The 22,805-nt window shown below is 44.4% G+C and carries 20 protein-coding genes; 14 read left to right on the forward strand and 6 right to left on the reverse strand.

Translation table 11 applies throughout. The annotated features are described in order from the left end of the window. Positions 1-14 precede the first annotated feature (14 nt). Both lpxK and CH367_RS09935 read left to right on the forward strand, forming a co-directional pair. Complete coding sequence (gene lpxK, locus CH367_RS09930; RefSeq protein ID WP_100762327.1) at positions 15-1,046, forward strand: tetraacyldisaccharide 4'-kinase; 1,032 nt, start codon at positions 15-17, stop codon at positions 1,044-1,046. A 212-nt stretch (positions 1,047-1,258) separates the two neighbouring features. Then, a complete protein-coding gene (locus CH367_RS09935; RefSeq protein WP_100762328.1) occupies positions 1,259-2,617 on the forward strand; it encodes an LA_0442/LA_0875 N-terminal domain-containing protein in 1,359 nt (452 codons plus the stop codon). Here the strand turns inward: CH367_RS09935 and CH367_RS09940 are convergent. The 3 genes from CH367_RS09940 to CH367_RS09950 are packed head-to-tail and all read right to left on the reverse strand — an operon-like array spanning position 2,599 to position 4,175. Next, positions 2,599-2,928: a helix-hairpin-helix domain-containing protein gene (locus tag CH367_RS09940; RefSeq protein WP_100762329.1), complete on the reverse strand. Its 330-nt coding sequence runs from the start codon at positions 2,926-2,928 to the stop codon at positions 2,599-2,601. The genes CH367_RS09935 and CH367_RS09940 overlap by 19 nt on opposite strands. Continuing rightward, on the reverse strand, positions 2,925-3,686 hold the full coding sequence (locus tag CH367_RS09945) for a HesA/MoeB/ThiF family protein (protein WP_100762330.1): 762 nt from the start codon (positions 3,684-3,686) through the stop codon (positions 2,925-2,927). The genes CH367_RS09940 and CH367_RS09945 overlap by 4 nt, the downstream gene beginning before the upstream one ends. Positions 3,687-3,701: 15 nt before the next feature. Next, positions 3,702-4,175: a HEAT repeat domain-containing protein gene (locus tag CH367_RS09950; protein ID WP_100762331.1), complete on the reverse strand. Its 474-nt coding sequence runs from the start codon at positions 4,173-4,175 to the stop codon at positions 3,702-3,704. A gap of 168 nt (positions 4,176-4,343) precedes the next feature. On the opposite strand from CH367_RS09950, the gene CH367_RS09955 reads away from it, so the two are divergent. The 4 genes from CH367_RS09955 to CH367_RS09970 all read left to right on the forward strand — a co-directional run bounded on the left by CH367_RS09955 (position 4,344) and on the right by CH367_RS09970 (position 10,445). Beyond that, positions 4,344-6,662, forward strand: a complete 2,319-nt coding sequence (locus tag CH367_RS09955) for a M48 family metallopeptidase (protein ID WP_100762399.1) — start codon at positions 4,344-4,346, stop codon at positions 6,660-6,662. Positions 6,663-6,800: 138 nt separating this feature from the next. Further along, positions 6,801-7,967 carry an LptF/LptG family permease gene (locus CH367_RS09960; protein WP_100762332.1) on the forward strand — a complete coding sequence of 389 codons (1,167 nt, stop codon included), beginning with the start codon at positions 6,801-6,803 and terminating at the stop codon, positions 7,965-7,967. Between the two features lie 354 nt (positions 7,968-8,321). Continuing rightward, on the forward strand, positions 8,322-8,846 hold the full coding sequence (locus tag CH367_RS09965) for an LIC10415 family protein (protein ID WP_100762333.1): 525 nt from the start codon (positions 8,322-8,324) through the stop codon (positions 8,844-8,846). Positions 8,847-9,119: 273 nt separating this feature from the next. Then, a complete protein-coding gene (locus tag CH367_RS09970) occupies positions 9,120-10,445 on the forward strand; it encodes an adenylate/guanylate cyclase domain-containing protein (RefSeq protein ID WP_100762334.1) in 1,326 nt (441 codons plus the stop codon). A gap of 124 nt (positions 10,446-10,569) precedes the next feature. Here CH367_RS09970 and CH367_RS09975 read toward each other — a convergent pair whose 3' ends face one another. Together CH367_RS09975 and CH367_RS09980 are read right to left on the reverse strand one after the other, a co-directional pair. Next, the gene (locus CH367_RS09975) at positions 10,570-11,265 is read right to left on the reverse strand and encodes an O-methyltransferase (RefSeq protein WP_100762335.1); all 696 of its coding nucleotides are present in this window, start codon (positions 11,263-11,265) and stop codon (positions 10,570-10,572) included. Continuing rightward, positions 11,262-12,446 carry an acyl-CoA dehydrogenase family protein gene (locus CH367_RS09980; protein ID WP_100762336.1) on the reverse strand — a complete coding sequence of 395 codons (1,185 nt, stop codon included), beginning with the start codon at positions 12,444-12,446 and terminating at the stop codon, positions 11,262-11,264. The genes CH367_RS09975 and CH367_RS09980 overlap by 4 nt, the downstream gene beginning before the upstream one ends. A gap of 58 nt (positions 12,447-12,504) precedes the next feature. On the opposite strand from CH367_RS09980, the gene CH367_RS09985 reads away from it, so the two are divergent. The 8 genes from CH367_RS09985 to rsmA all read left to right on the forward strand — a co-directional run bounded on the left by CH367_RS09985 (position 12,505) and on the right by rsmA (position 21,236). Beyond that, on the forward strand, positions 12,505-12,846 hold the full coding sequence (locus tag CH367_RS09985; RefSeq protein WP_100762400.1) for an LIC10362 family protein: 342 nt from the start codon (positions 12,505-12,507) through the stop codon (positions 12,844-12,846). 82 nt (positions 12,847-12,928) lie between these two features. Continuing rightward, positions 12,929-13,690: an electron transfer flavoprotein subunit beta/FixA family protein gene (locus tag CH367_RS09990; RefSeq protein WP_100762337.1), complete on the forward strand. Its 762-nt coding sequence runs from the start codon at positions 12,929-12,931 to the stop codon at positions 13,688-13,690. A gap of 11 nt (positions 13,691-13,701) precedes the next feature. Beyond that, positions 13,702-14,661, forward strand: a complete 960-nt coding sequence (locus CH367_RS09995) for an electron transfer flavoprotein subunit alpha/FixB family protein (RefSeq protein WP_100762338.1) — start codon at positions 13,702-13,704, stop codon at positions 14,659-14,661. 123 nt (positions 14,662-14,784) lie between these two features. Continuing rightward, a complete protein-coding gene (locus CH367_RS10000; protein ID WP_100762339.1) occupies positions 14,785-15,378 on the forward strand; it encodes a LolA family protein in 594 nt (197 codons plus the stop codon). A 6-nt stretch (positions 15,379-15,384) separates the two neighbouring features. Beyond that, on the forward strand, positions 15,385-17,214 hold the full coding sequence (locus tag CH367_RS10005; protein ID WP_100762340.1) for a hypothetical protein: 1,830 nt from the start codon (positions 15,385-15,387) through the stop codon (positions 17,212-17,214). Further along, entirely contained in the window at positions 17,211-18,179 is a 969-nt protein-coding gene (gene trpS / locus CH367_RS10010) for a tryptophan--tRNA ligase (RefSeq protein WP_100762341.1), read from the forward strand. Before CH367_RS10005 ends, trpS begins: the two co-directional genes overlap by 4 nt. 143 nt (positions 18,180-18,322) lie before the next feature. Then, entirely contained in the window at positions 18,323-20,368 is a 2,046-nt protein-coding gene (locus CH367_RS10015) for a ComEC/Rec2 family competence protein (RefSeq protein ID WP_100762342.1), read from the forward strand. Then, complete coding sequence (gene rsmA / locus CH367_RS10020) at positions 20,331-21,236, forward strand: 16S rRNA (adenine(1518)-N(6)/adenine(1519)-N(6))-dimethyltransferase RsmA (RefSeq protein ID WP_100762343.1); 906 nt, start codon at positions 20,331-20,333, stop codon at positions 21,234-21,236. Before CH367_RS10015 ends, rsmA begins: the two co-directional genes overlap by 38 nt. On the opposite strand, the gene CH367_RS10025 is transcribed toward rsmA, so the two are convergent. Continuing rightward, entirely contained in the window at positions 21,233-22,753 is a 1,521-nt protein-coding gene (locus CH367_RS10025; RefSeq protein ID WP_100762344.1) for an HDOD domain-containing protein, read from the reverse strand. The two genes, rsmA and CH367_RS10025, sit on opposite strands and share 4 nt — an antisense overlap. Positions 22,754-22,805 lie beyond the last annotated feature (52 nt).

Consider the following 22,805-nt stretch of genomic DNA (forward strand, 5'->3'; position numbering starts at 1 on the left):
ATTCTAATTTTCTAATGAAATCCTTCACTCCCTTTTCACTTCTGCACGTCGTTCTATTTCCGATTCTATACGCGTTGTCCTTCGTATATCGCGGAATTTTTCTTCTTGATCAGAAGCTCACACAAAAACAAAAACTTCCGGGCGCGTTCGTGATCAGCGTGGGAAATCTTTCCATGGGCGGAACCGGCAAAACCCCGTTTTCGATTCATCTTGCAAAACTCATTCACAGGGAATTTCCCGAAAAGAAGATCGTTCTTTTATCCAGGGGTTACGGAGCGACCGGATCCAAAAACGGACATAGGGTAACTCAACAATCCAGTCCGAGAGAAGCGGGAGACGAACCTCTTCTTTTAAAAAAACATCTTCCGTTTGCGGAAGTTTGGATCGGCAGGGACAGACTCGCGTCTTATCTTAGGTTTAAAAAAGAATCGAATCTAAAGGAGAATCCGATCGTGATCTTGGACGACGGGTTTCAACATCATAGACTTGAAAGGGATATCGATGTCGTATTATTGGATTCGAGTAAAATTCATAAGGAAAGATTTCTGATCCCGGCCGGAAATCTAAGAGAGCCTATTTCCTCTTTGAACAGAGCCGATTGGATCGTGTTCTCCAAATACGAATCCTCCGTGGAAAGAACCGTACAAAACATACAAAAGAAATTTCCGAAAGGAATCCTTCGTTTTACATCGGAGCCGGATAAACTTTTATCGCCGGATCTGCAGTTGGATTCTCCTAAGATTTTTTACGGCAAAAGAATCTACGCGTTTACCGGAATCGGAAACCCCGAAGTTTTCTTTTCGATGATCCGCAAGTTCCAGCCATTCGAGTTGGAAACCAGAGCGTTTCGGGATCACCATTCTTATACGATGGAAGACGAAAACGCTTTGGACACGATCTCCAAGGACTACGACTATCTCGTTTGTACCGAAAAGGATCTCGTCAAAATTTCAAAACCGCCCGAGAATCTGAAAATTCTTCTTTTGGAAAACAAACTCGATAAGGAAGAAAGACTCGTTTCCTTTCTCAAAGAAAGAATCGCATAACAACCTTTCGATTTTCGTTTCGGGTTTTTTATTACGCTTGTAATCTTACTTTTTCGGTTTCCGTTTCGTTTTGCTTTCAAAAAATCGACCTCCCTCAAGTAAGAAAAAGAAATTCTTTTCCATCGAATTTAATCTCGGGAAATCTAAATCGAATTGCAGTATTTAAACCCTGTGTTAACATTCCCGATAACGTCTTTCCGATAAAGAGCTTTATGAAACAAATTATTTCATACTTCATTCTCCTCCTTTGTGTTTGTGTCTTTTCCGTTTCTTCTCTTCGAAGCGAAACCATTCTATTAAAATCCGGAGAAAAATTGGACGGAAACATAGTCGGCCAAGACAAGGAAACCGTAACCTTCAAACTTACGGACGGAACGACCAAGGTTTATCAAAAGTCCCAGATCAAAAAGATCTCATTCGCAAAAATCACGGAGCCTACTTCCAAAAAGGAAGAAGCTCAGAAGATAGAGAAAGAGGAAGCGGAGAAAAAGAAAAAAGAAGAATCCGAACTCGCAGAAAAACAAAAGGCCGAATCGGAAAAACGAAAACTCGACGAGGACAAGCTCAAGGCAAAGGAAGAAAAAGCCAAGAAGCGCGAACAGGAACTCGTCAATTCGAAACGTCATTATTTGGAAGCATCGTTTGGAGTCGGAAGCGGAAACGAACAAACCGAGTTACGGCCTTTTTATCAAACCATTCAATACGCGGGACTTTTATTCAGCAGTTCGGGTCAGGCGGAAATTCTCACCAATCCTTACAAAACGCCTAACAGCAGTTCTACGACTCGGATCAAATATGCTTGGAACCGTTTTACGTTCGAGCTGAGAGGAACGGAAGCGAAAGGAACGATCGATCCGACCGGCTTTCAAACCCTATCCTACGGAAGTAGCGGGGGCTCGGGCGGTTCTTCGGGAGACAGAGCGGTCAACATTCTTATGGGCGACGCGCACACCAAATTTCAAAAAGTTTCTTCGAGGGTCGGTTTTACTCCGTATCCGCATCCGGTTTTGGATCTTCAGGTCGTGGGCGGTGTGGAAAGAATTTGGACCAGAACCAGCGAGGAAGTGGACAGTTTCGGAGGAGTCACGGCGACGGGCATCAATCCAACACGCATTAGCTTTCGTGAATATACGAGCACGTTCCGAGGAGGAAGTTTCGGAATCGGTTTCGAGTTTAAGTTTTTGGAACGATTCACTCTTCAAGGACAAATTTTAAGAATCAGCGGAAACACCCCGTCCTCTTCGAAAAACTACGAATACAAAACCGACAATTCCATCGGAACGACCGCGCTCAACACGACCGGTTTGGATTATTGGTGGACTTCCAAAGGAACCGAAGTCAATCTCAAACTTTCCGCGAAGGTTTACAACAACCTGAGTTTATTCGCGGAAGCGAGCAACATGACTTTGAAGAACACGCTTCAAACCGGTTATATCTCGGACAACGATTCGAATCCCGATCAGATCGGTCTGAAGGTTTTCGGACCGAGAATTCTGATTCCGATCCTACTCGATTCCAAAACGATTCTTACGTATTTTCAAGTCGGCGCGAATTACCGTTTCGACTTTTGAGGTTTTTCGGAATCTTTCCAGTTCCACCACTTTAGTTTTTCCGAATTCGGTTTTTTGGTGTTCAGAGCGTAATGAGCGCAACGAAAAACGTAGAGCATACAACGATCCACGTAACCGCCGTGTTGTTGGCAACAACGGACGTATAATTCTTCCGGATCCGCGTTTCCGATCTCGTCCAAACTTCTGAAACCGAGATTCCAGTAGTCCATAGCGATCGACTTACCCACTCCGGGAAGCGTTCGGAATTCATTGAGAATATCGGACTGATCCTCATATCCCTGTGATTGTTTAGAATATTCTTTTTTACTCATATATGTGCGCAACTTTTACAATCGGAACGACGCATTAGGGAAACCTTATGGAACTCCATGGACTTCGCCTCCAACTGGAGAATGGAACCGAAAACACCTTTCGATTTTTCGTCGACCAATCCTAATAGAAACTTTACCGCCTCGGTCGCCTGAACGCTTCCGATGATTCCCGCCATACTTCCGATCACCCCGGCTTCGGAACAACTCGGGATCGCGTTCGCGGGCGGAAGGGTTTCGTAGATACAACGATAACAAGGATCGACTCCGGGACGAACTCCCAACACCATTCCGTCGAAACGGAGAATTCCGGCGATGAGAAACGGAATTCTCAAAGAACAACATACGTCGTTTACGAGAAACTTCGTTTCGAAATTGTCCGAACCTTCCAGAACAAGGTCGCTGTCCTTCAAAAGATTCTCCGCGTTATCCGCGCTTAAACGAACGGGAACGGATTCGATTTCTATAAAAGGATTTAATTCTTCGATTCTCTGTTTTGCGGATTCCGATTTGGAAGAACCGATCTCGGAATGTTTGAAAAGAATCTGTCTTTGAAGATTGGTGGTGTCCACAACGTCGGAATCTACGATTCGAATTTTTCCGACACCGGCCGCGGCGAGATAATAAAGAACCGGAGAACCCAATCCTCCCGCGCCGATAACGGTGATGCGAGAGGACTTTAACGTTTCCTGACCCTTGCGTTTTACTTCATCCAGAAGAATGTTCCGGGAATACCGGCTGATTTCCGGAGGGGTCAACAAGGTCTTAGGAGAAAATCAGAGTTTTAATTTCTTTTTGATAAGATCCAGAAAGTCGGAAACGAATTCGTCGCCTCTGCGATTTTTATCCGCGTATTCGAATGCTTCTTTTGTGGAATCTTCGAGCTTTTCGTTTTTAGTCGAAATGTTCAAAAGAGAAGCCAAAGAAGCGTAAACGATATCTCCGTTTTCCGAGGAAATAATTTTGTTCTTCAGAGCGATCGCCGCGTCGCCAGGCTCGGCGATTCTTCCGAGGGCGATTGCCGCCGCGGTTGCGATCTTAGGTTCGTTGTTGCGATTGAGAAGATTGATGAGTTCCGGAATTGCGGACTTTTCCTTATTCTTTCCAAGTGCGACTGCGGATTCGTATTTTTCGGAATCGGAACCTGAAGAAAGAGTTTTGATATGTTCTTCGGTGGATTTTTCCGCAAGAAGAGCGCCGGATGAAAAAGATACAACGAGCGCAAGAATGAGAATAGAACGAAATTTCATGAGTGACTCCTTTCCTTCGGAAGAATCGCGTAAAGAAACGGAAGCGTCAATCTAAATATTCGTCTTCACTGCACCCGTTCCGCCGGTTCTTTTCATTTTGTGTCTTTCGTTTCTTACTTTACCGATAGAATGGACGGTCGCAAAATCCTCGAATTCAAGGAAGTTGTTATGGAACATTTATACCCCGCTAATCCCGCGCACGTTCCCTCGGATCTCACAGGTTTGAATCCGGCGCACAAACGGAATCTCTGGTTTACCGTTCTCGGTCTGATTCTTTTTATTCTCGTTTATCTCGCCTTATGCGGATGGTTCGTTTGGGCTTCTTATTCTTTATTCGTCCACGGTTTCGGACCGGGATGGGAAGTTTATTCTTGGATCACCGGAATCGGTTCGGGTTTGATCGCGCTCTTTATGGTGAAGGCGCTATTCTTCGTTAAGAAAGGAAATTTGGGTGATCCGTTCGAGATCACCCAAGAAACTCAACCGCAGTTGTTTCACTTTCTTCATCGATTGGCGGACGAAACCGGAGCGCCAAGACCACATCGTGTTTTTCTTTCCGCCCAAGTGAACGCCTGCGTGTTTTACGATCTTTCGATTCTCAATTTTATATTTCCTTCCAAAAAGAATTTGGAGATCGGACTCGCGCTCGTAAACGTTTTGAGCATCAGCGAATTGAAGGCGGTATTGGCGCACGAGTTCGGCCATTTCGCACAACGTAGCATGGCCGTAGGAAATTGGATGTACATCGCGCAACAAGTCGCTTCTCATCTGATCGGAAGCAGGGACGCGTTGGATAATTTTTTACTTTCGGTTTCCCGTTTCGACATTCGAGTCGCGTGGATCGGATGGATTCTTCGTTTAATCATCTGGTCCTTGAGATCCGCATTGGAATCTTTTTTCAATGTTGTCGTATTAGCACAAAGGGCTCTTTCACGCGAGATGGAATTTCAAGCGGACCTGGTCGCGGTTTCCGTAACGGGAAGCGACGCGTTGATCCACGCACTTCATAAGTTACAAGCGGCGGACGAAGCTTGGGAAACCACACAAGGTTTTATCTCCGATCAGATTCGATCCGGAAAATCCGCGAAGGATATATTTCCGATTCAATCCAAAATCATAGATCATTCCAGAAAACTTTGGAACGATCCGAATTACGGAACGGTTCCGATAATGCCTTCGGAGAATCCGGAACGTCACCGTGTTTTTACATCCGAAATCGCACAACCTCCGAGAATGTGGGCGACCCATCCGTACAATCACGAAAGAGAAGCGAATGCGAAAAAAAGATATGTGCCGAACGTCTTGGATGATAGAAGCAGTTGGTTGATCTTCGACGACGCGGAATCACTACGAGAGAAATTTACGGATCGGATTCTTTCCGGTTTTGGAACCGAATTCAAACAGGATCCGGAAATCCTCGACGCGGTGGACAAGTTTTACGCGAAGGAATATCTGAACAGCAAATACAGGGGCGCGTATTTGGGAAGATCCTTTACACGTTATGCGTCATCTCCGAACGATTATTACGAACATCCGATCTCGGACGTCAAAGAAACATTAGAAAGTCTTTATCCTCCGAGTTTATCCGAACAATTGGAAAGAATTCGCTCCTTGGAAAAGGAAAGAAATCTTTTGACCGCGCTTCAGGAAGGATATTTTACTCCGCCCGACGGAATCATACGTTTTCGCGGAAGAGAATTGAAAAAGCGCGAACTGACCGGAGTGATCGAGGATCTAAATCGGGATTGCGACGGAGCTTACTCCAAACTCTTCGAACACGATCAAAAATGCCGCTCCGCTCATCTCAAAGCGGCGGAACAAATCGGTCAGGGATGGCCGGAATATCTGCGGGGTTTGTTGGAGATTCTCCATTACGCCGATCACTTAAGAGCCAACTTAGAGGACGGCAGAGGTTTATTGAACAACGTATACGCGGTCGTCACCGCGGATCGTCACGTAAGTTCCGCGGAATTGCTTCGTCTTGTCTCGGCGGGCAATCAGGTTTACGACGCTCTTTCCGAAATTCACAAACATAAGGAAAGTATAATATTAGATTCCGAGATATTGGAAAAATTGGAATTGAAGGATTGGAATTCCGGTTTTAGCAAGTTCGAATTCACTCCGGCGACCCAAGACAATATGCAGAAATGGTTGGAAGTTGTGGACTCCTGGATCGACGAGGCCATCGGAATTTTATACGCGCTCAAACAAATCAGTTTGGAAAAGTTATTGATAGCGGAATCCAAGATCGCCGAAAAAATCCGAAACCCGAAAAAAGAATTAGAACCTGCGCCGATCGCTTCGAAAGCGGTTCCGAATTATCCGACGATCACGCCGGGAAAGGAACGCAAACTTCAAAAACGTTTGGATCTATGGGATCGTTTTCAAACCGCCGACGGATTGGTTCCCGGTTTTCTAAGATTTGCGGTCGCGACCTCGATTCTCGGAGGCGCGCTGTATCTCACAAGTTTTGCGGTTTTTCGATAAGAATTTTCGCGGACACAAACTCAAAATACCGCGCGAGAATGGCGAGTCCGAAGTCGATTCAATTCCATCTGGATGCGAATCAAACGGTGTTGTCATTTGCGGGAACTCTGCGAGAATGGTTCGAGATTTCGAAAAAGAATGAAAATACCTTCGATTCAACTCAATCCGAATTCGATTCGACCCTTCTTTCATAAGTGGAAGGAAGAATTCTTTCCTCCGAAAATTTTGGACAAGTATTTGTTCGGAGAGTTTTTCAAAATCTTTATCGGAACCGTCGTCCTTCTTACGGGAATCATGCTTCTTTCTCTTGTAAACGACAACATGAGAAACTTCACGACGACCAAGGCGCCTCGTTATCACGTCGCATTATTTTTACTCTACAGTCTTCCTAAAATCATATCGACCACGGTCGTATCGATGTCCTTGATGTTTTCGATTTGTTTTACCGTAGGTCAATTTTCGGTGAACAAAGAACTCGTATCGATGATGGCCGCCGGTGTTTCATTCTTTAGAATCGTAACGCCTTTGATCCTCTTCGGAATTTTGATGTGGGTCGTTATGTTGATCGGAACCGAGTTCATCGTAAGACCGGTCAATAAATTGGCAAAGATAGAACACGACACTCTTACCGAAGGAATGGGAACACTCGCCAACAGCGTGTATCAGTTCCACGTAAAAGGAAAGGAAGGATTCTATTATTTGTATTTTTACGATCCTGATAAGGACGAGATCAACGGCGGATTCAATTATATTCGACTCAGACCGGACGGCTCTCCCGAAACCGTTATATCTTCTTTGAAAGCGAAGTACAACTACGAAAGCAGACTTTGGAAGATGAAACGCGTTGAAGAATGGCATTTCGACAACGATCTGAAACTGAGTTCGCAAGAATCCTTCGATGAAAAAGAATACGAACTTCCCGAGGACCCGACCTACTTTAAGGTTCCCGCCGGTTCGGTGGAAGAGATGAATCTCATTCAATTGGGCGAAGAGGAAAAAAGAAGAATTCAAAAAGGTCTTTCATACGGAGACGTTCTCACCGAAAGACATTCCGTTTTCGCACTTCCTATGATGACGATCATCGTAACCTTAATCGGAACGATCGCGGGTTATTTCACCAAAAAGACGGCCGGAGTCGCGTCCCTGGGAATCACGATCGGAGTCGTATTGATCTATTATATATTCAATTCCGCGGGGAAATCTCTGGGAGAAAACGGAGTCATTCCTCCGTTCTTGGGAGTTTGGCTTACACCCGGACTTTTTCTTGGATTGTGCCTTTGGATGTTCCGTAAAATGAACCTCTGAGATCTTCACTCAGGTTACAATTTGAGGAAAAATCGCAAAAGCCCGGTAGGGATGAGACAGAACGAGAACGTTGCCCGAAATCGGACCTGATCCGTGGATCTCGAATTGGGTCGGAACTACGGCCACAGCAGTCAAAAAATTATTAACACCTTTAGTTCGAGCCGAAATTTTTTTATAATTTCGGAAAAAAAATTCATTTATTTCCCGGGTACCGTCCGATATCTAGTATAGATTGTCTACAGAAGTAAGATCATTGATGCGACATAGAGTATTCAACGAAAGAAGTCCCTTCTAAAGTTTTACAACATAGTCGGTATTCTTTCCGGATCTGAATTCTGAAGAGGAGGAAAGAACATGGACGTTCCACTCACAAATCTGATAAGCTCTGCGGAAAAGCTCATCCGCGATAAACGGTCTTCCGTTAGCGGCAAAACCGTATCCACTCAAGAAGGACAAGGAAGTCTGGACAAAACCGAATTTTCTTCGGGACTCACATCTCGTTATCTGAAAATTCAGGAAACCCTTTCAAGTCTTCAAGGTGAATTCACTCGCGAGCAAATGAAACTCGGAGTTCTGAACGAAGGAAGTACGCCTAACAGCGAACTCATCAACATTCTGTTCGGAGAAACTCCTTTGTTCAGAGAACTTGCGGAGAATCCGGATATCGACCAAGCCGTTCTCAAAGAGCAGATTCAGGAAAAGAAAAACAAAATCACTGACGCGATCCGTAACTTAGAAGTAGAATCCGAAAATATTTTTTCCGTGGGAATGTTGAAAGGACAGGATAATTTTTCCAAATCCTTGGAAGCGATCACCGGCAAAAACGTTCAGATGAAACAACTCTCCGAAAGAACGATCGAGAGATTGATTAAAGAATAAGAATCGGGGAATTTTTCAATTCGATTCCCCGTTTTTCCCGAACATCGGATTCCGATTCTCGAGAATCCAAGATCCAACTTTTACGTTAAGCGACCTTTCATTTTCTCGCAGATCTCCTTTTGATTCTTATCAAACAAACCGACTATTAGTTTGATTCTTTTTCGTTTGCTTCTAGGATTTATAGTTTCCTTTTGATCCCGCCTTCCAATGATACCCCGACTTTGATTGAAGTTACTTCGTTAAAGTTGGATCGGTAAATTATTTGGAGCCAAAATTGTGAGTCGAACTCAAGAGACAAATGATAAATCAAAAAAGCGGACGATAGATCCGCTAACGTATGAAATTCTAAAAAGCGAAATCGTTCGCACGAAAATTCTATTCATCTTTTTTTCTTTTTCTTCCGTTTTACTGACAATCGTATTCACACTTTTCTACGATAAGATCTCGAAGGAAATCGGAACTCGTTTTCCTTTTTATCCCGTTCTCGGGGTCAATGTCGGAATTGCAATTTACGAATTCGTAGTGAACCAAGTCTTCCAGTATCTTTTGAGAAATAAAAAGAATCTCATCGGCGTCGCAAGATTTGGAAACGTTTTCGTGGAAATATCCGCGATCGGTTTGCTGATCTGGTTGAACATAGGAATATTCGCTTCACCTTTGATTCCATTATATTCTCCCGCGGTGATGATTTTTTTCGTGTTCATCATTCTTTCGGTTTTACGCCTCGAATTCTGGCTGAGCGCGTTTACCGGATTTGTGGCCGGTGTGGAACTTTTCGCATTAGCATATTATTATATTCCACAGAATCCGATTCCTATGCCGGTTCAATTCTTCAATTCATTCGCACCATTTATTTCCAAGGCGGTTTTGCTTTTGTTTGGCGGAATCGCCGCCGGTTTGGTAGGACATCAATTAAAACGTTCCTTGATTTCCGCGATTTCCGCGGTTCAGGAAAAGAATAAGGTGGTGGGAATGTTCGGCCAATACGTTTCGCCGGACGTCGTGGATAAACTTCTGGAACAGAAGAACGAAAATTTTTCGGAGTTCAAAAGCGTTTGTATTATGTTTTTAGACATTCGTAACTTCACGAGATTCTCCGAAAAAAGAGCTCCGGGAGAAGTGATCGATTATCTGAACTACATCTTCACGCACCTGATCGATATCGTAAATCAGCACAACGGAATGATCAATAAGTTTCTCGGAGACGGTTTTATGGCCGTGTTCGGCGCTCCCCTTTCGGACGGATCGAACGACGTAAAGAATGCGGTCGACGCTTCCCGCGAAATTCTCAAGAAAATAGAATTCTTAAATCAAGAAGGTAAAATTCCGGAAACCAGCATCGGAATCGGCTTACATACCGGCGAAGCGATGACGGGTAACGTAGGTTCCGAAACGAGAAAAGAATATACGATCATCGGAGACGTGGTCAATCTCGCGTCCCGAGTCGAACAGTTGAATAAACAATTCGGAACAAAACTTTTGGTCACTCAAGCCGTTTATGACGATATCAAGGAAACGATTTCGGGCAAACATCTTTCTTCCATTCAAGTAAAAGGAAGGGAAGAACCGGTCGACGTTTACGAGTTGGATAAGGTTTAATTGTAAGAGCGAAAACGCTGAAGAACGAGCAAAATAAGACACGACGTTTCTTTGAATACGTCGCTCGATTCTGCGACGCGGGAAACCCCTCAATTTTACTTTAAAATTTTTGAATCAACGAGATTTATTTTTTTCTGACTAACGAAACTCCGTCGGCGATCGGAACCAAACTGAGATCGACGGATTCGTCTTTAAAGATCATCTCGTTGAGCCTACGGATTCCGATCGTGGACGGTTCTTGATGGGAAGAATCGGCCACACTTCCATCCCAAAGAACGTTATCCGCAATCAAGAGCCCGCCCGGTTTGAGTAACTTCATAACGAGAGGATAATAATTCGGATAATTCTCCTTATCCGCGTCCATAAAAACCAAATCGATCGACGCGGGACCGAATGCAAAATCGGGCGCCCAGTCCGGAGCCGATTTGGAATCGATCAATACTTGCAAAGTTTCTAATGCAGATCCGATCTTCAAACGGATCTTGGATTCAAGACCGGTTTCTTTCCAATACTTGCGAGCGATTTTTGTCCATTCTTCGCTGATATCACAACAAAGAATTTTTCCGTCTTCGGGCAACGCGGATGCAAAACATAACGAGGAATAACCCGTGAATGTTCCGATCTCTATGATTCTTTTTGCGTTGGTGAGTTTGGTAAGAATACCGAGGAATTGTCCCTCTTCGGGACTGATTTGCATATTGGCCTGCGCCATCTTGCCGGTCTCTTCCCTAAGTTTTCGGAAAGAGTCCGGCTCCCTTACGGAATTCCGGAAGATATAATCTTCCAGCTTTTCCGTAAGTTGAATATTCTTTCGACTCAAGGAGTTCCTTCGTAGATTTTCTTCAAGTCCGCTACGATGTTTTTCTGCATCGCTTCGTTCGTTCCTCCTCCGATCGAAAGAAGAATTGCGTCTCTATGAAGTCTTTCCACGGGATATTCTCTACAATATCCGTAACCGCCGAGGGCTTGGATCGCATTCCGAGACACTCGTTCTGCCATTTGAGTCGCCACGAGTTTTGCGGAAGCCGCGCCTAAAGAATTTCTGCTATCCGGATTGATTCCGCTCGCAACTTGATAAACCAGGGCCCGAGCCGCTTGGTAGTCCGCGTAAGATTCCGCTAGAAATCTTTGGATCTGTCCGAACTCCGCGAGTTTTTTTCCGAACGCTTCTCTGTGACGGATCGTATAATCGGCCATAACGTCCACACAACGTTTTGCGATTCCCAGAGACTGAGCCGCTAAGGTGATTCTTTCGATCTCCAGGTTTCTCATCATGTGAACGAGAGCGCCGTCTTCCTGACCGACTAAATTCTCCGCAGGAACTTCACAATCTTCGAATATAAGCTGAGTCGTCGGAGAGGAACGCATTCCCATCTTTTCTTCTTTCTTTCCTACGCTAAAACCCGGAAAGGAACTTTCGACGATGAACGAGGTCGGCCTTTTAGCGTCCTTGCTCATTTTTGCATATACTAAGAATACGCTTCCCGTGTTTCCGTTGGTGATGTACTGCTTGGAACCGTTTAACACGTATTTGTCGCCTTTCTTCACCGCGACGGTTCTCATTCCGAGCACGTCCGTTCCCGCTCCGGGTTCGGTCATCCCCATTCCTCCGATCCATTCTCCCGAAATCACTTTCGAAAGATACTTCGCTCTTTGTATCGGACTGGAACTATGATAGAAATTATTTACGAACAATACTTCGTGAGCCAGATACGACAGCATAAAACCCGGATCGTATGCGGACATTTCCTCGTGAATGATTACGGCCGCAACCGCGTCCATTCCCATTCCGCCGTCCTCTTCGGGAACGGTTACTCCGAAAAGTCCGAGTTCGGAACCGATTCTTCGGAACAGAGGAAGATTGAAGGTTTCGTGATCGTCGTGCTCTTTCGCCTGAGCATCCATATTCTCTTTTGCAAACTTTGCTACGTTTTCCCGAAGAGCGAGATGGTTCTCAGTCGGGTTGTATAAATCATTCGGTTTTTCAAGTATTGCTCTCATGTTGTCCTCTTCTCTAATATCCTCTTCCCCACGACTAAAACAGCTCGACAGAGAATCTTTGTTTTCCAAAAACTATCTTATGATCTACGCACTCATTTTGACAATCCTTTGTGGACTTTTTTTGATTCTATCTTATAAGAGCGGGGCCCAAAAGGAAAATAATTCGATATCTTTTCGTTTGTCCTTTTTACGTTCTCGGTTTCAGGAAGCTCTCCATTCTCCCTTCCGGAAAGAATCGGTCTTCCTACTTCTGTCTCTTTGTGCTTGGATGCTTTTGCCCTTATTTTGGGGACTTGCTTTTTTCCTAAAAACGGACGCGAACGTTCTGATCGTAATCGGATTTATGATCTGGACCTACTACTGGTTGAAATATCTATTCTCAACGGATGAGACCGCTTAGACCTGTTTAAAAAAGTGGTTTGCACGACATAGACACAAGATTTTTGTGTTAACAGCACTAATTTTTTTGGAGTACCCATTTAATGAAAATCATCGTATTAGTGAAACAGGTACCTGACACCGAAACCAGTATTAAAGTAGGGGATAAATCCATCAACGAAGCCGGAATCAAATGGATTATCTCTCCCTATGATGAATTTGCTATCGAGGAAGGGATCAGACTACGTGAAAAACACGGTGGCGAAGTAATCGCCGTTTCCCTCGGACCCGACAGAGTCGTAGAAGCTCTTAGAACCGCTTACGCTATGGGCGCAGACCGCGCAGTTCATATCAAAGTTGATAACTACGTTCCTTTCGACACGAACAATACAGCAGAATTGATCGCTAACTTCGCAAAAGCGGAAAGCGCCGATGTAATCATCGGAGGAAGACAATCCATCGATACTGATTCTTCTCAAGTAGTGGTTCAAGTCGCTGAACTTCTTTCCATTCCTCACGTTGCTTTCGCGGTTAGCCTTGAAATCAACGGAACTGCGGTAAAAGCTACGAAAGAAGTGGAAGGCGGAACTCAAACCGTTGAAACTTCAACTCCTGTCGCTCTCACTGCACAAAAAGGTCTGAACGAACCTCGTTATCCTTCTCTTAAAGGAATCATGACCGCTAAGAAAAAGCCTGTTGAAACGAAATCCTCCGCGGATCTCGGAAGCCCAGCAAGCAAAATCGAAGTTGTAGGACTCGAACCTCCTCCACCAAGAATTCCAGGTAGAAAACTGGAAGCCGCGGACGCGAACGGTTTCGCATCTCAACTCGTTAAAGCTCTCAGAGAAGAAGCTAAGGTTATATAAGGAGAACACAAGTGAGCAACGTATTAATTGTTGGCGAATTGAAAGACGGAGAACTTAAAAAAATCTCCAGAGAAATCACTTCTGCAGGAAAGAAAATCGCTGATTCCATCGGCGGAAAAGTTGTGGCTCTTCTTATCGGTAGCGGAGTTGAAAAACACGCTCCTGAATTAGCGGCAGTCGGTGCGGACACGATCGTAACCGTTAACTCCGGAGAATACAACGCTGAAACTTATTCCACAATCGTTGCGGAAGTTGTGAAAGCGCAAAACCCTGCGGTTGTTCTTCTTCCACACACTTCTCAAGGAAAAGATTATTCTCCTCGCGTAGCCGTTAAGATCGGAGCGGGAATCGTTGCGGACGTTGTGGGATTCTCCGTTGACGGAGGAAAGGTCGTAGCGAAAAAGCCGATCTATTCCGGAAAAGCGTACGCTAACTTCAAAGTTACAAGCGCGATTCAAGTTTTCACCGTTCGTCCTAACTCTCAAGAAATCACTCAGAAAGCGGGTGCGGGCGCTGTTGAAGCGGCTTCTCCTTCTGCGGGTGACGCGAAAGTAAAAATCGTTTCTACCGATCTGAGCGGAGGATCTAAGGTTCAATTGACCGAGGCTTCCATCATCGTTTCCGGTGGTCGCGGTATCAAAGGACCTGAGAACTGGCCGATTCTTCAAGAACTTGCGGACACACTCGGAGCGGCTCTCGGAGCTTCTCGCGCGGCTGTGGATGCGGGCTGGATTTCCCACTCTCACCAAGTTGGGCAAACGGGAAAAACCGTTTCTCCTAATTGCTACATCGCTTGCGGAATTTCCGGCGCGATCCAGCACTTAGCTGGGATGGGATCTTCCAAGTATATCGTTGCAATCAACAAAGACGGAGACGCTCCGATCTTCAAAGTTGCGACTTACGGTATCGTAGGCGACCTGTTCGAGGTTGTTCCTGCGGTTACTGCAGAGTTCAAAAAAGTACTTGGATAATCAACCTGCGAAACGACCTATTTCGCGATCCGTAGAGAGCGGAATTGCGTTAGAGGGAGTTGAGCATGAGTTTTTATTCAAAAAAGTACTTGGATAATCAACCTTTGCCCATAGTTTGAAACTATGGCATTTTTGAAAATCAGGAGAATCCTCCCAGGTGCCGCAGGACTGATCATGGTCTGCGGCATTTCTGTTTCAGGGGATCCTGGACGAGACAGACTCAACGCTCTCTTAGGAAGAATGGGAGAAATCAGCTCATTGAGAGCGAGCGTTACGATCAATAACGAAATTTCCGGAACACTTTCCTTTAAGAAACCGAACTATTTACACGTCAAATTCTCAGACGGTAGAGTTGTATCTTCCAACGGAAGATTTCTTTGGTTCTATTCTCCAGCAAGAGCAATCGTCGGCAAACAAGACCTCCGCGGAAGTACGGGGGGCGTCTTCGGATTGTTAAGCGGTTATGAAGATGTGGCTCAAGTTGGAGGATCCATTCGACTCAAATCGTCGACTAAAACATACGAAGAAATCGTCGTAACAATGAATCCCGACAACACCCCGAAATCTTTAAGAATGAAACACAGAGGAACCGGAGAATATACTTCGATCAGTTTTTCCGGCGTGCAAACTAACGTAGGACTTTCGGCTTCTTTGTTCAACTTCAGCGCTCCTTCCAGCGCGCAGATCGTTGAAAACCCTCTGAACGAAAAGGAATAAATTCTCTTGTCTCTGAACTCAAGGACCGACGCCCATAAGATATTTGCGGATCTCTATCGAAAACAGAGAAGCCCCGAACATCAGGAGCAGATCGACGAAGTCATTCAAAAGTCGAACGATATCTTTATCCGTATCGATTTGATGAAGAAGGTCGATGAAGAGTTCGAACAGAAAAAACAGGAAGAAAATAAGAAGTTCGAAGACGCGGACAAATCCAAAAGAGGTTCCGATAAATCTTCGAACGCTGCCAAGACCGCGGCGAAACCGGCCGCTCGTAGAACCGAAACCTCCTCCGGAGGAGGTGGAGTCGGCTTCTTGGCAAATCTATTCGGCGGAAATCCTGCGATCAATAAGTTTGCAAAAGAATCGGGAACGATCGACGTAGGTTTTTTAGGAAGGAAACTTCAGATCGCACCCGGAGTTCAAAACCTATTCAAATTTTTGAAAGAAGATCAGATCATTGCCACGATTCAGGCGCTTCGATTCTGCGAACAACAGGGTTGGAGATATTGGAAACCGCTCGTTTATAACGTAGTATTAAATTTTAATAAACTACTCAACAGCATCATTTCCTTGGATAGTTTATTCATCGATCAGATTTCTCCGGAAATCTTTTTGAACCGCGCGACTAAATTAGAACTTTATTATGCACGACATCTGAGCCGTGAAGATTCCAAAGATATCATCATGACTCAGGTTCCCGAACTGATTCGTAAGGATGAAAAGCTCGTTCCGAGAATGCCTCAGATTATGGCCGGACTTTCTTACGGTCTCAACTTGGAAAACGGAAGACCGAGAATGTCCGACGCGATCCGCGCCTTTCATATCGTCGCGACAAAACGAATGATCACCTGGGAAGAAATCGTTCAACAACTCAACGTTCCTCCGATCAACGAAACCAAGTTCCAAGGTTCTTCCGATATCATCAAAGAAGTGGAAACCACTCTGATCCGTCTCGCGGACGACATTCAAACCAGATTGAACCGCAAGGAAGAATTGCAGAGCCTACGCGAAAGATATTTCAGAATCGACGACAAGGGAAGAATGAACTTCGACTTTCTGAATCTCATTGTAGACGACTACTTCGAGAATCACGTTCCCGAAAACATGCAATCGGCTTCGATCAAATCTTCGTTCAAAGGAACTCCCCACAAGTTGATGTATTTATTGTTGAGGGATTTCCAAGCTTCTTACGCTCCGATTCTGGAAGGAACCGTTAAAGTAGGATCTAAAAATCAGAGTAGAGACGTGATCATTATGTTGCCCGGTCTTTTTAAGGGTGATATAGAACAGATCAACAACCTACTCCGTCTTTTGGACGCATTCAACAAAAAGTATCCGAGCTTTCAATACAGCTTCGCAACTTACAACGAACATACGACTTCCACCGCGGGTGTAGAAGACCAGATCACCCAAAATCTTTTGAAACTTCTGGGTGACGCGGCCGGTTTTATGGGCAAGTTTGCGGAGAAGATCAACATCATCGTGGAAAACCATCTTCTCGCAAAACAATATGAATCGACTGGCAAGTTGAACGAACGCGTTTTGGTTTCGAAAGAAAAGGTGATCGAAGAAATCAAAATTCTTCATAGATTCATTCCGTACTGCGACTCCACGGTCGTTTCGGGAAATCGTCTGAACGGAAAAAATCTCGACTTCGTCTTTTTGGAAATGGCGAAATTACTTTATAACTACGCCGTGATTTACAAAGACAAAACCACGATCACTAAATTGACCTTACATAAAAAAATAGATACGGAACTCGGTTCATTGATGAAAGAATACGAAAGACTTGCCGGTAAACCTTACGAAACAACAAGATCGGAGGAAGCATGAGGATTCTCACAGGAGTCCAGCCCTCCGGTAAACTTCACTTAGGAAATTTCTTCTCAGTCATTCGAAAACTCAAAGAATATCAGGAAACCACGGACTTATTCTGTTTTGTTGCGGATCTGCATTCTTTAACTACATTCTCCTCAAAAGAAAAACAAAGGGAGAATACATACAACGCGGTTTGCGATTTTTTAGCGCTCGGAATCGATCCGGACCGTTGTACGTTTTGGCTTCAATCTTCGGTCCCCGAAGTCACCGAATTGACTTGGTATCTCAGTCATTCGATCAGCGTGAATCAATTGGAACTCGCGCATTCTTTCAAAGACAAAGTCGCAAAAGGATTTCATCCGAGGGGTGGTCTTTTCTTTTATCCGGTTTTGATGGCCGCGGATATTCTCGGGTTTGACGGAGATCGTGTTCCGGTCGGCAAGGATCAAAAACAACATTTGGAATATGCGAGAGATATAGCGGCCGCTTTCAATCGTGAAGTGGGTCCTGTCTTTAAAATTCCGGAACCGGAAATCGACGAAGCAACCGCGCTTGTTCCCGGAACCGACGGTCAGAAGATGTCCAAGTCTTACGGCAATACGATCAACTTTTTCGATTCCGAAAAAGAACTTAAGAAATCCGTAATGTCCATCATGACCGATTCCGCGGGTGTGGACGAAGCGAAGGATCCTTCTAAAAGTCATATTTATGCGATTCATTCTTTGTTTTTAAACGCTCAAGAAAGAGAATTTCTCAAACAAAGATTCTTAACTCCCGGCACAGGTTACGGAGATCTTAAAAAACAACTTTTGCAGGATACTCTGGATTACTTTGCTCCTTTTAGAAAAGAACGAGAACGAATCGAAGCCGACAAAACCTTTGTGGAAGAAGCGTTGAAAAAGGGACAAGAAAAAGCGCAGAAAACGATTACGGGAATTTTGGACCGAGTTCGTAAAGAACTTGGCATCTATCGGTTTTAGTTTTTAGCTCGGGATCTTTTCGTTTTTTGCGGAGAATGTGGTAGTTCCTACACTCGTGGAGACTACAAAGTATCCGCGAGCGGCCGGACTTCCGACCAAATCCCCCGACCTCCGCACCGAACCAACCCGGAACCGTAAAGGATATGAAAAAACATATCCGAAATTGGTTGCCCTGCTCCGCATTCTCCAAATTTTCCTTAGGAACCCTGACCGGAATCGTATGTGATCTTCTATTTCCCGGAACCGCCCTTCTCTGGATCGGAATATTCGTTCTTGCATTTTCGATCGGATCGCTGATCGGAACATTCTTCAAAAAACGAATTCAAATATCCGAATATTTTATTTATGGAATATTCTTTTTCACGGCGGCGACCTCGTTTTATCCGGAGCGATTCACAATCGAACGCCATCCGAAAAACAACTTCGTACCCGCGCAGAAAAAGAATCTATTCGGAGAGCCGGAAAAACGTTTCCAAGAAAAATTTCGGGAAAGAATTTTACTCGATCTAAAAGGCGCGGATCTCGAAAAAAATTCCAATCGAGTCGCGCTCGGATTGATCTTCGGAGAAGCCAAACAACTTTCCAAAGAATTTAAAACGAAGGCCAAAGAAGGAGGAATTCTTCATTTATTCGCGGCGTCCGGCCTTCATCTCGGAATTTTGATGGGAGTTCAGTATAGAATTCTTTCTTTGATCCCGAGCTTAGGTCACAATATCCCGAGAATCATTCCGCTTCTCACCGGCTTTCTTTATTTATCCACGCTCGGTTATCCGGTTTCTCTTGCAAGGGCTTGGATCTTCGCCGGACTTTTATTGACACAAGGATTGTTCTTTCGAAAACTACGCGCGGTCGATCTTCTTCTTTGTTCCGCTTGGATTTTGTGGATCTCCGATCCTTCCCGGTTCTACACCGTATCTTTTTGTCTTTCCTTCGGAGCGGTCGCGGGAATATTCCTTTTTTCTTATCCGATTCAAGTCGTTTGTAGATTTCTTTCGGATGAGAATTTTTTGACTTCTTTCTTTAAGGAGAATCTATCGATTTCGTTTTCGGCCGGACTGGGAACGATGCCCGTGTTACTTTTCGCGTTCGGCTCTTTCAGTTTCGGATCGATTCTTCTCAATCTGCTCGTGGTTCCTCTCGCCGGAATTCTATTGCCGATCCTTTATCTTTCTTTGCTTTTGGAAGAAACAAAACTGACTCCGATCACCGAACCGTTTTGGTCCTTTACGGAATTCTTAATTCAAATTCTGATCTATTTGTCCGAATCTCTTTCCAAACCTCTCGGCTTTTACAAAGAGATGGGAGACGCGGTTTGGATCGGAATGATTGGATGGATTTTTCTTTGTTTCGAAACCTTGTTCTTTGCTTACGTTTTGGAAAAAGTTTTTCCCGGTTCTTCCGTTTCGAATTTTGGAGCGAAAGCGGGAACCGATCCGCGTTCCGACCTCGACAAAAACGAAAACGAAAACGACTTCCTAAAAAACATTCAAAATTCGGAATATTCTTCCCCGAACCGTGGAAAACGAAGAATCAAAAACCTTTATCCGATTCTGTTCTGTTTATTTTTTATAACCGTCTGTGGGATTCACATTCTTCTGTATCGTTCACCCGATTGGTTTCCAAGGGAGAATAAAATCGTAAACAACAGATTCTTTTTTATCTTACGCAACGGAGATTCATTGATCTTTTCCGGAAAATGCAAGTACGGATTCAAGACGATCTCCGCCGCGTTTAGAACCTCTCAAAAAAATTATTGCGAACACAGGAACAATCGCCCTCTCGAAAAAATTCTCGTAGAAGACGAATCCTGTCTGACCTGGGCCTTTCGTTGTTTGAAAGAACACCCTCAAACGGAACTTCTATATTCCGGTCGAGATTTTGAACCTTGGAGCCGCGCGACCGGGTTCAAATTCTTACAATCCGCTCCGCTCCGCGAAATTTCTCTTTCCAAAACAAGGAGCGGCGACTCCTCTAAGATCGTATTCTTTCATACAAAAAAGGATTCTCTTACGGAATTGGCCCAAAGAACAAAAACCGGAAGCGGTTGGATTCTTTTGGAACATCCTTACGGAAGCAAAGACGACTCGGAAGTCTGGAATCGAAACCGAAAACTGCTTGGGCTTTCGGGGAGTTGGGTGTTTCTGGAAAAAGATGAGCTCCAGAGAATACCCGTTTCGGAAAGTCACTGAGATCCGTAAATTTCTGGAATCGAAGTCCTCCGCACCTTTGAAGAAATGGGGGCAGAATTTTTTAATCGATCCGAACGCGATCCAATCCATTCTTTCTTGTCTGAGTTCCGACCTTGTATCCAAGATCGATCGAATTTTGGAAATCGGTCCGGGGCTCGGCGCGATCTCACACGGCCTGCTCGAATTTCAAAAACCTGTAACCTTATTCGAAATCGATCCGGTTTACGCGAACTGGTTGCGAGAATATCTTCCCGAGTTCGAATTGAAAGAAGGAGACGCTTTGAATTTTCTTTCCGAATATTCGAACCAATCGGTTTATCTTTTCGGAAATCTTCCGTATTACATTTCCTCCGAACTTACGTTAAGCGCCGTTAAAAATCTAAAAGGATTAAAGGGCGCGGCCTTTCTCGTTCAAAAAGAATTCGCAAAAAGAATTTCAAACGAACCTTCATCGATCCGGTTTTATCTTTCCGCTTACGGAAGTTGGCGTTTAAAAAAGGATGTTAAAGCGGGAGCGTTTTATCCGAGACCGAACGTGGATTCTTCGATCTTGGAATACAAGGCTTCTCCGGTTTTCGAAAACGAATTCGGGTTCCTCGCCCTCGAATGTCTTTGTAGAACCGCGTTCTGGGGAAAAAGAAAAAAGTTAACTTCTTCTTTTCGGGACGCACCGATCACTTCTCTTCCTTTGGAAATTCGTTCCTCCGAAAATTTTTCGGAAGAAACGTTTCGAAAAGAATGTTTTAATTCTTTGGAAAACGTGAAAATCGATCTGGATAAAAGACCGGAAGAATTGAGTCCCGAGAATTTCCACAACGCCGCAAAATTTCTCTCGAACTATATATCAAAAATTCTGAATGTAATCTAAGACTTCTTGTTGAAGTCCTTGTATTCCTGAAGAATATTCTCCATAAACTCGGAGAACTCCCCTTCTTTTTTAAAATTAAAATACTGTAATACAGTGGATTGAATCAGCGTAAAATCGGCGAGATCCTGTGAAATGTCTATGATCATATCCGAAAGATAAATCGAAAAAACCGAATCTTGAAATTCCTTCTTCACCAGAAGAGGTCTGTGATGCATTTCGGCGGAAACGCGAATCGTATCCGAAAAATTCCATTTCTCACAGATCATTCCCCCCAAGGTCGTATGAGAAATTCCTAATGCGGCTTCTTCCAAAGTCAACGGCGAAGGGAAAGAACGGTTTCCCAATATATCCGAAATTTTTGCGGAAATCTCCGGTTCGAGCGAGATAAGAATGACTCGACCCACGTCGTGCAACAAAGCCGCACAAACAAGAACGGTGATGGTTTGTTTTTTCCAACCCATTCTTTCCCCGAGACGTCTGCAAATAAAAGCCGAAAGACTGGACCTTTCCCAGATCGCTTCGAATTCCTTGTATTTTTCCTCGAGAATTTTTTTCGTTCCCAAACTCAAAAGAATGCTGTTCAATTCCGAAAGACCGATCACCTTGATCGCATCCTCCAGACTTTCCACCCTCGTTCTTTGTGAAAACGAAGCGGAATTTGCAAGTTTTAGAATATTCGTAGAAAGTGATACGTCTCTTCCCACGAGTTCGGTGATGTTTTGAATCGAAGAATCCGGTTTGTTGATCAGACTCATGATCTGATTTACGTTATCGGGAAACGTGGGTAAAGTGTCCAGCTCCGATAAGATCTCTCCGGTTTTCTGAAGATTGATGTTTCTCTTTTTAAAACCGAAAGGAATTTTGATATAAGCGGACGTGACTCCTTCCTCGGATTTGATCCGATAAGAATCCCCTTCGATTCCTTCGTTTTTCAACATCAGCAAAGACATCGCGAGCCCGAGCCCGGCGCCTTCCGATTCGTCTCCGTGATTTTCGAAAATTTCGGAAAGATCGTTGTATGTGTGCGCTTTCGAAATTCTTTCCTGAACCCTTTGATCCTCTTCGGGAAGAATGCTCACGTTGTTCGCGACCTTCAAAAGAAAACTATTCTGATTAAAACCGAACGTGATCAAAACGTGAAGACCGTTTTTTTCGAGAAGATCTGTGTAAAGATCCTTATTGGCGATCAGTTCCTCTTTGAACTTTTCCATACCGGTCGCGTATTGACTCGGATCGTTGATGTCCAAACCGGCTTCCTTGAAGACCACCCTCTTTTGATTGGCCTTTACCGCGTTCATAATGGTTTCGCGTAGGATGGAAAAGATACATTCCCGCAGAGGTGTGATATCCAGATACTGAAGATAACGATCCAGAAGAAAGCTGATGATCTTATCTATATTACGATTGAGATGAGTGATTCTTAAATAGAGTGGATTGAGGGATTCGATCGGCTCGTTGACGTTTTTGACGGAGAGAAAGTAACCCTCCTTTTCATAGTGAAACCACTGAATCTTCATGTGCCGATTTCCAAATTCTACTCGGGTCCTTTGAACGTCGACCCAAGGTAGA

Source organism: Leptospira barantonii, assembly GCF_002811925.1.
In the GTDB taxonomy this organism is placed as follows: domain Bacteria; phylum Spirochaetota; class Leptospiria; order Leptospirales; family Leptospiraceae; genus Leptospira; species Leptospira barantonii.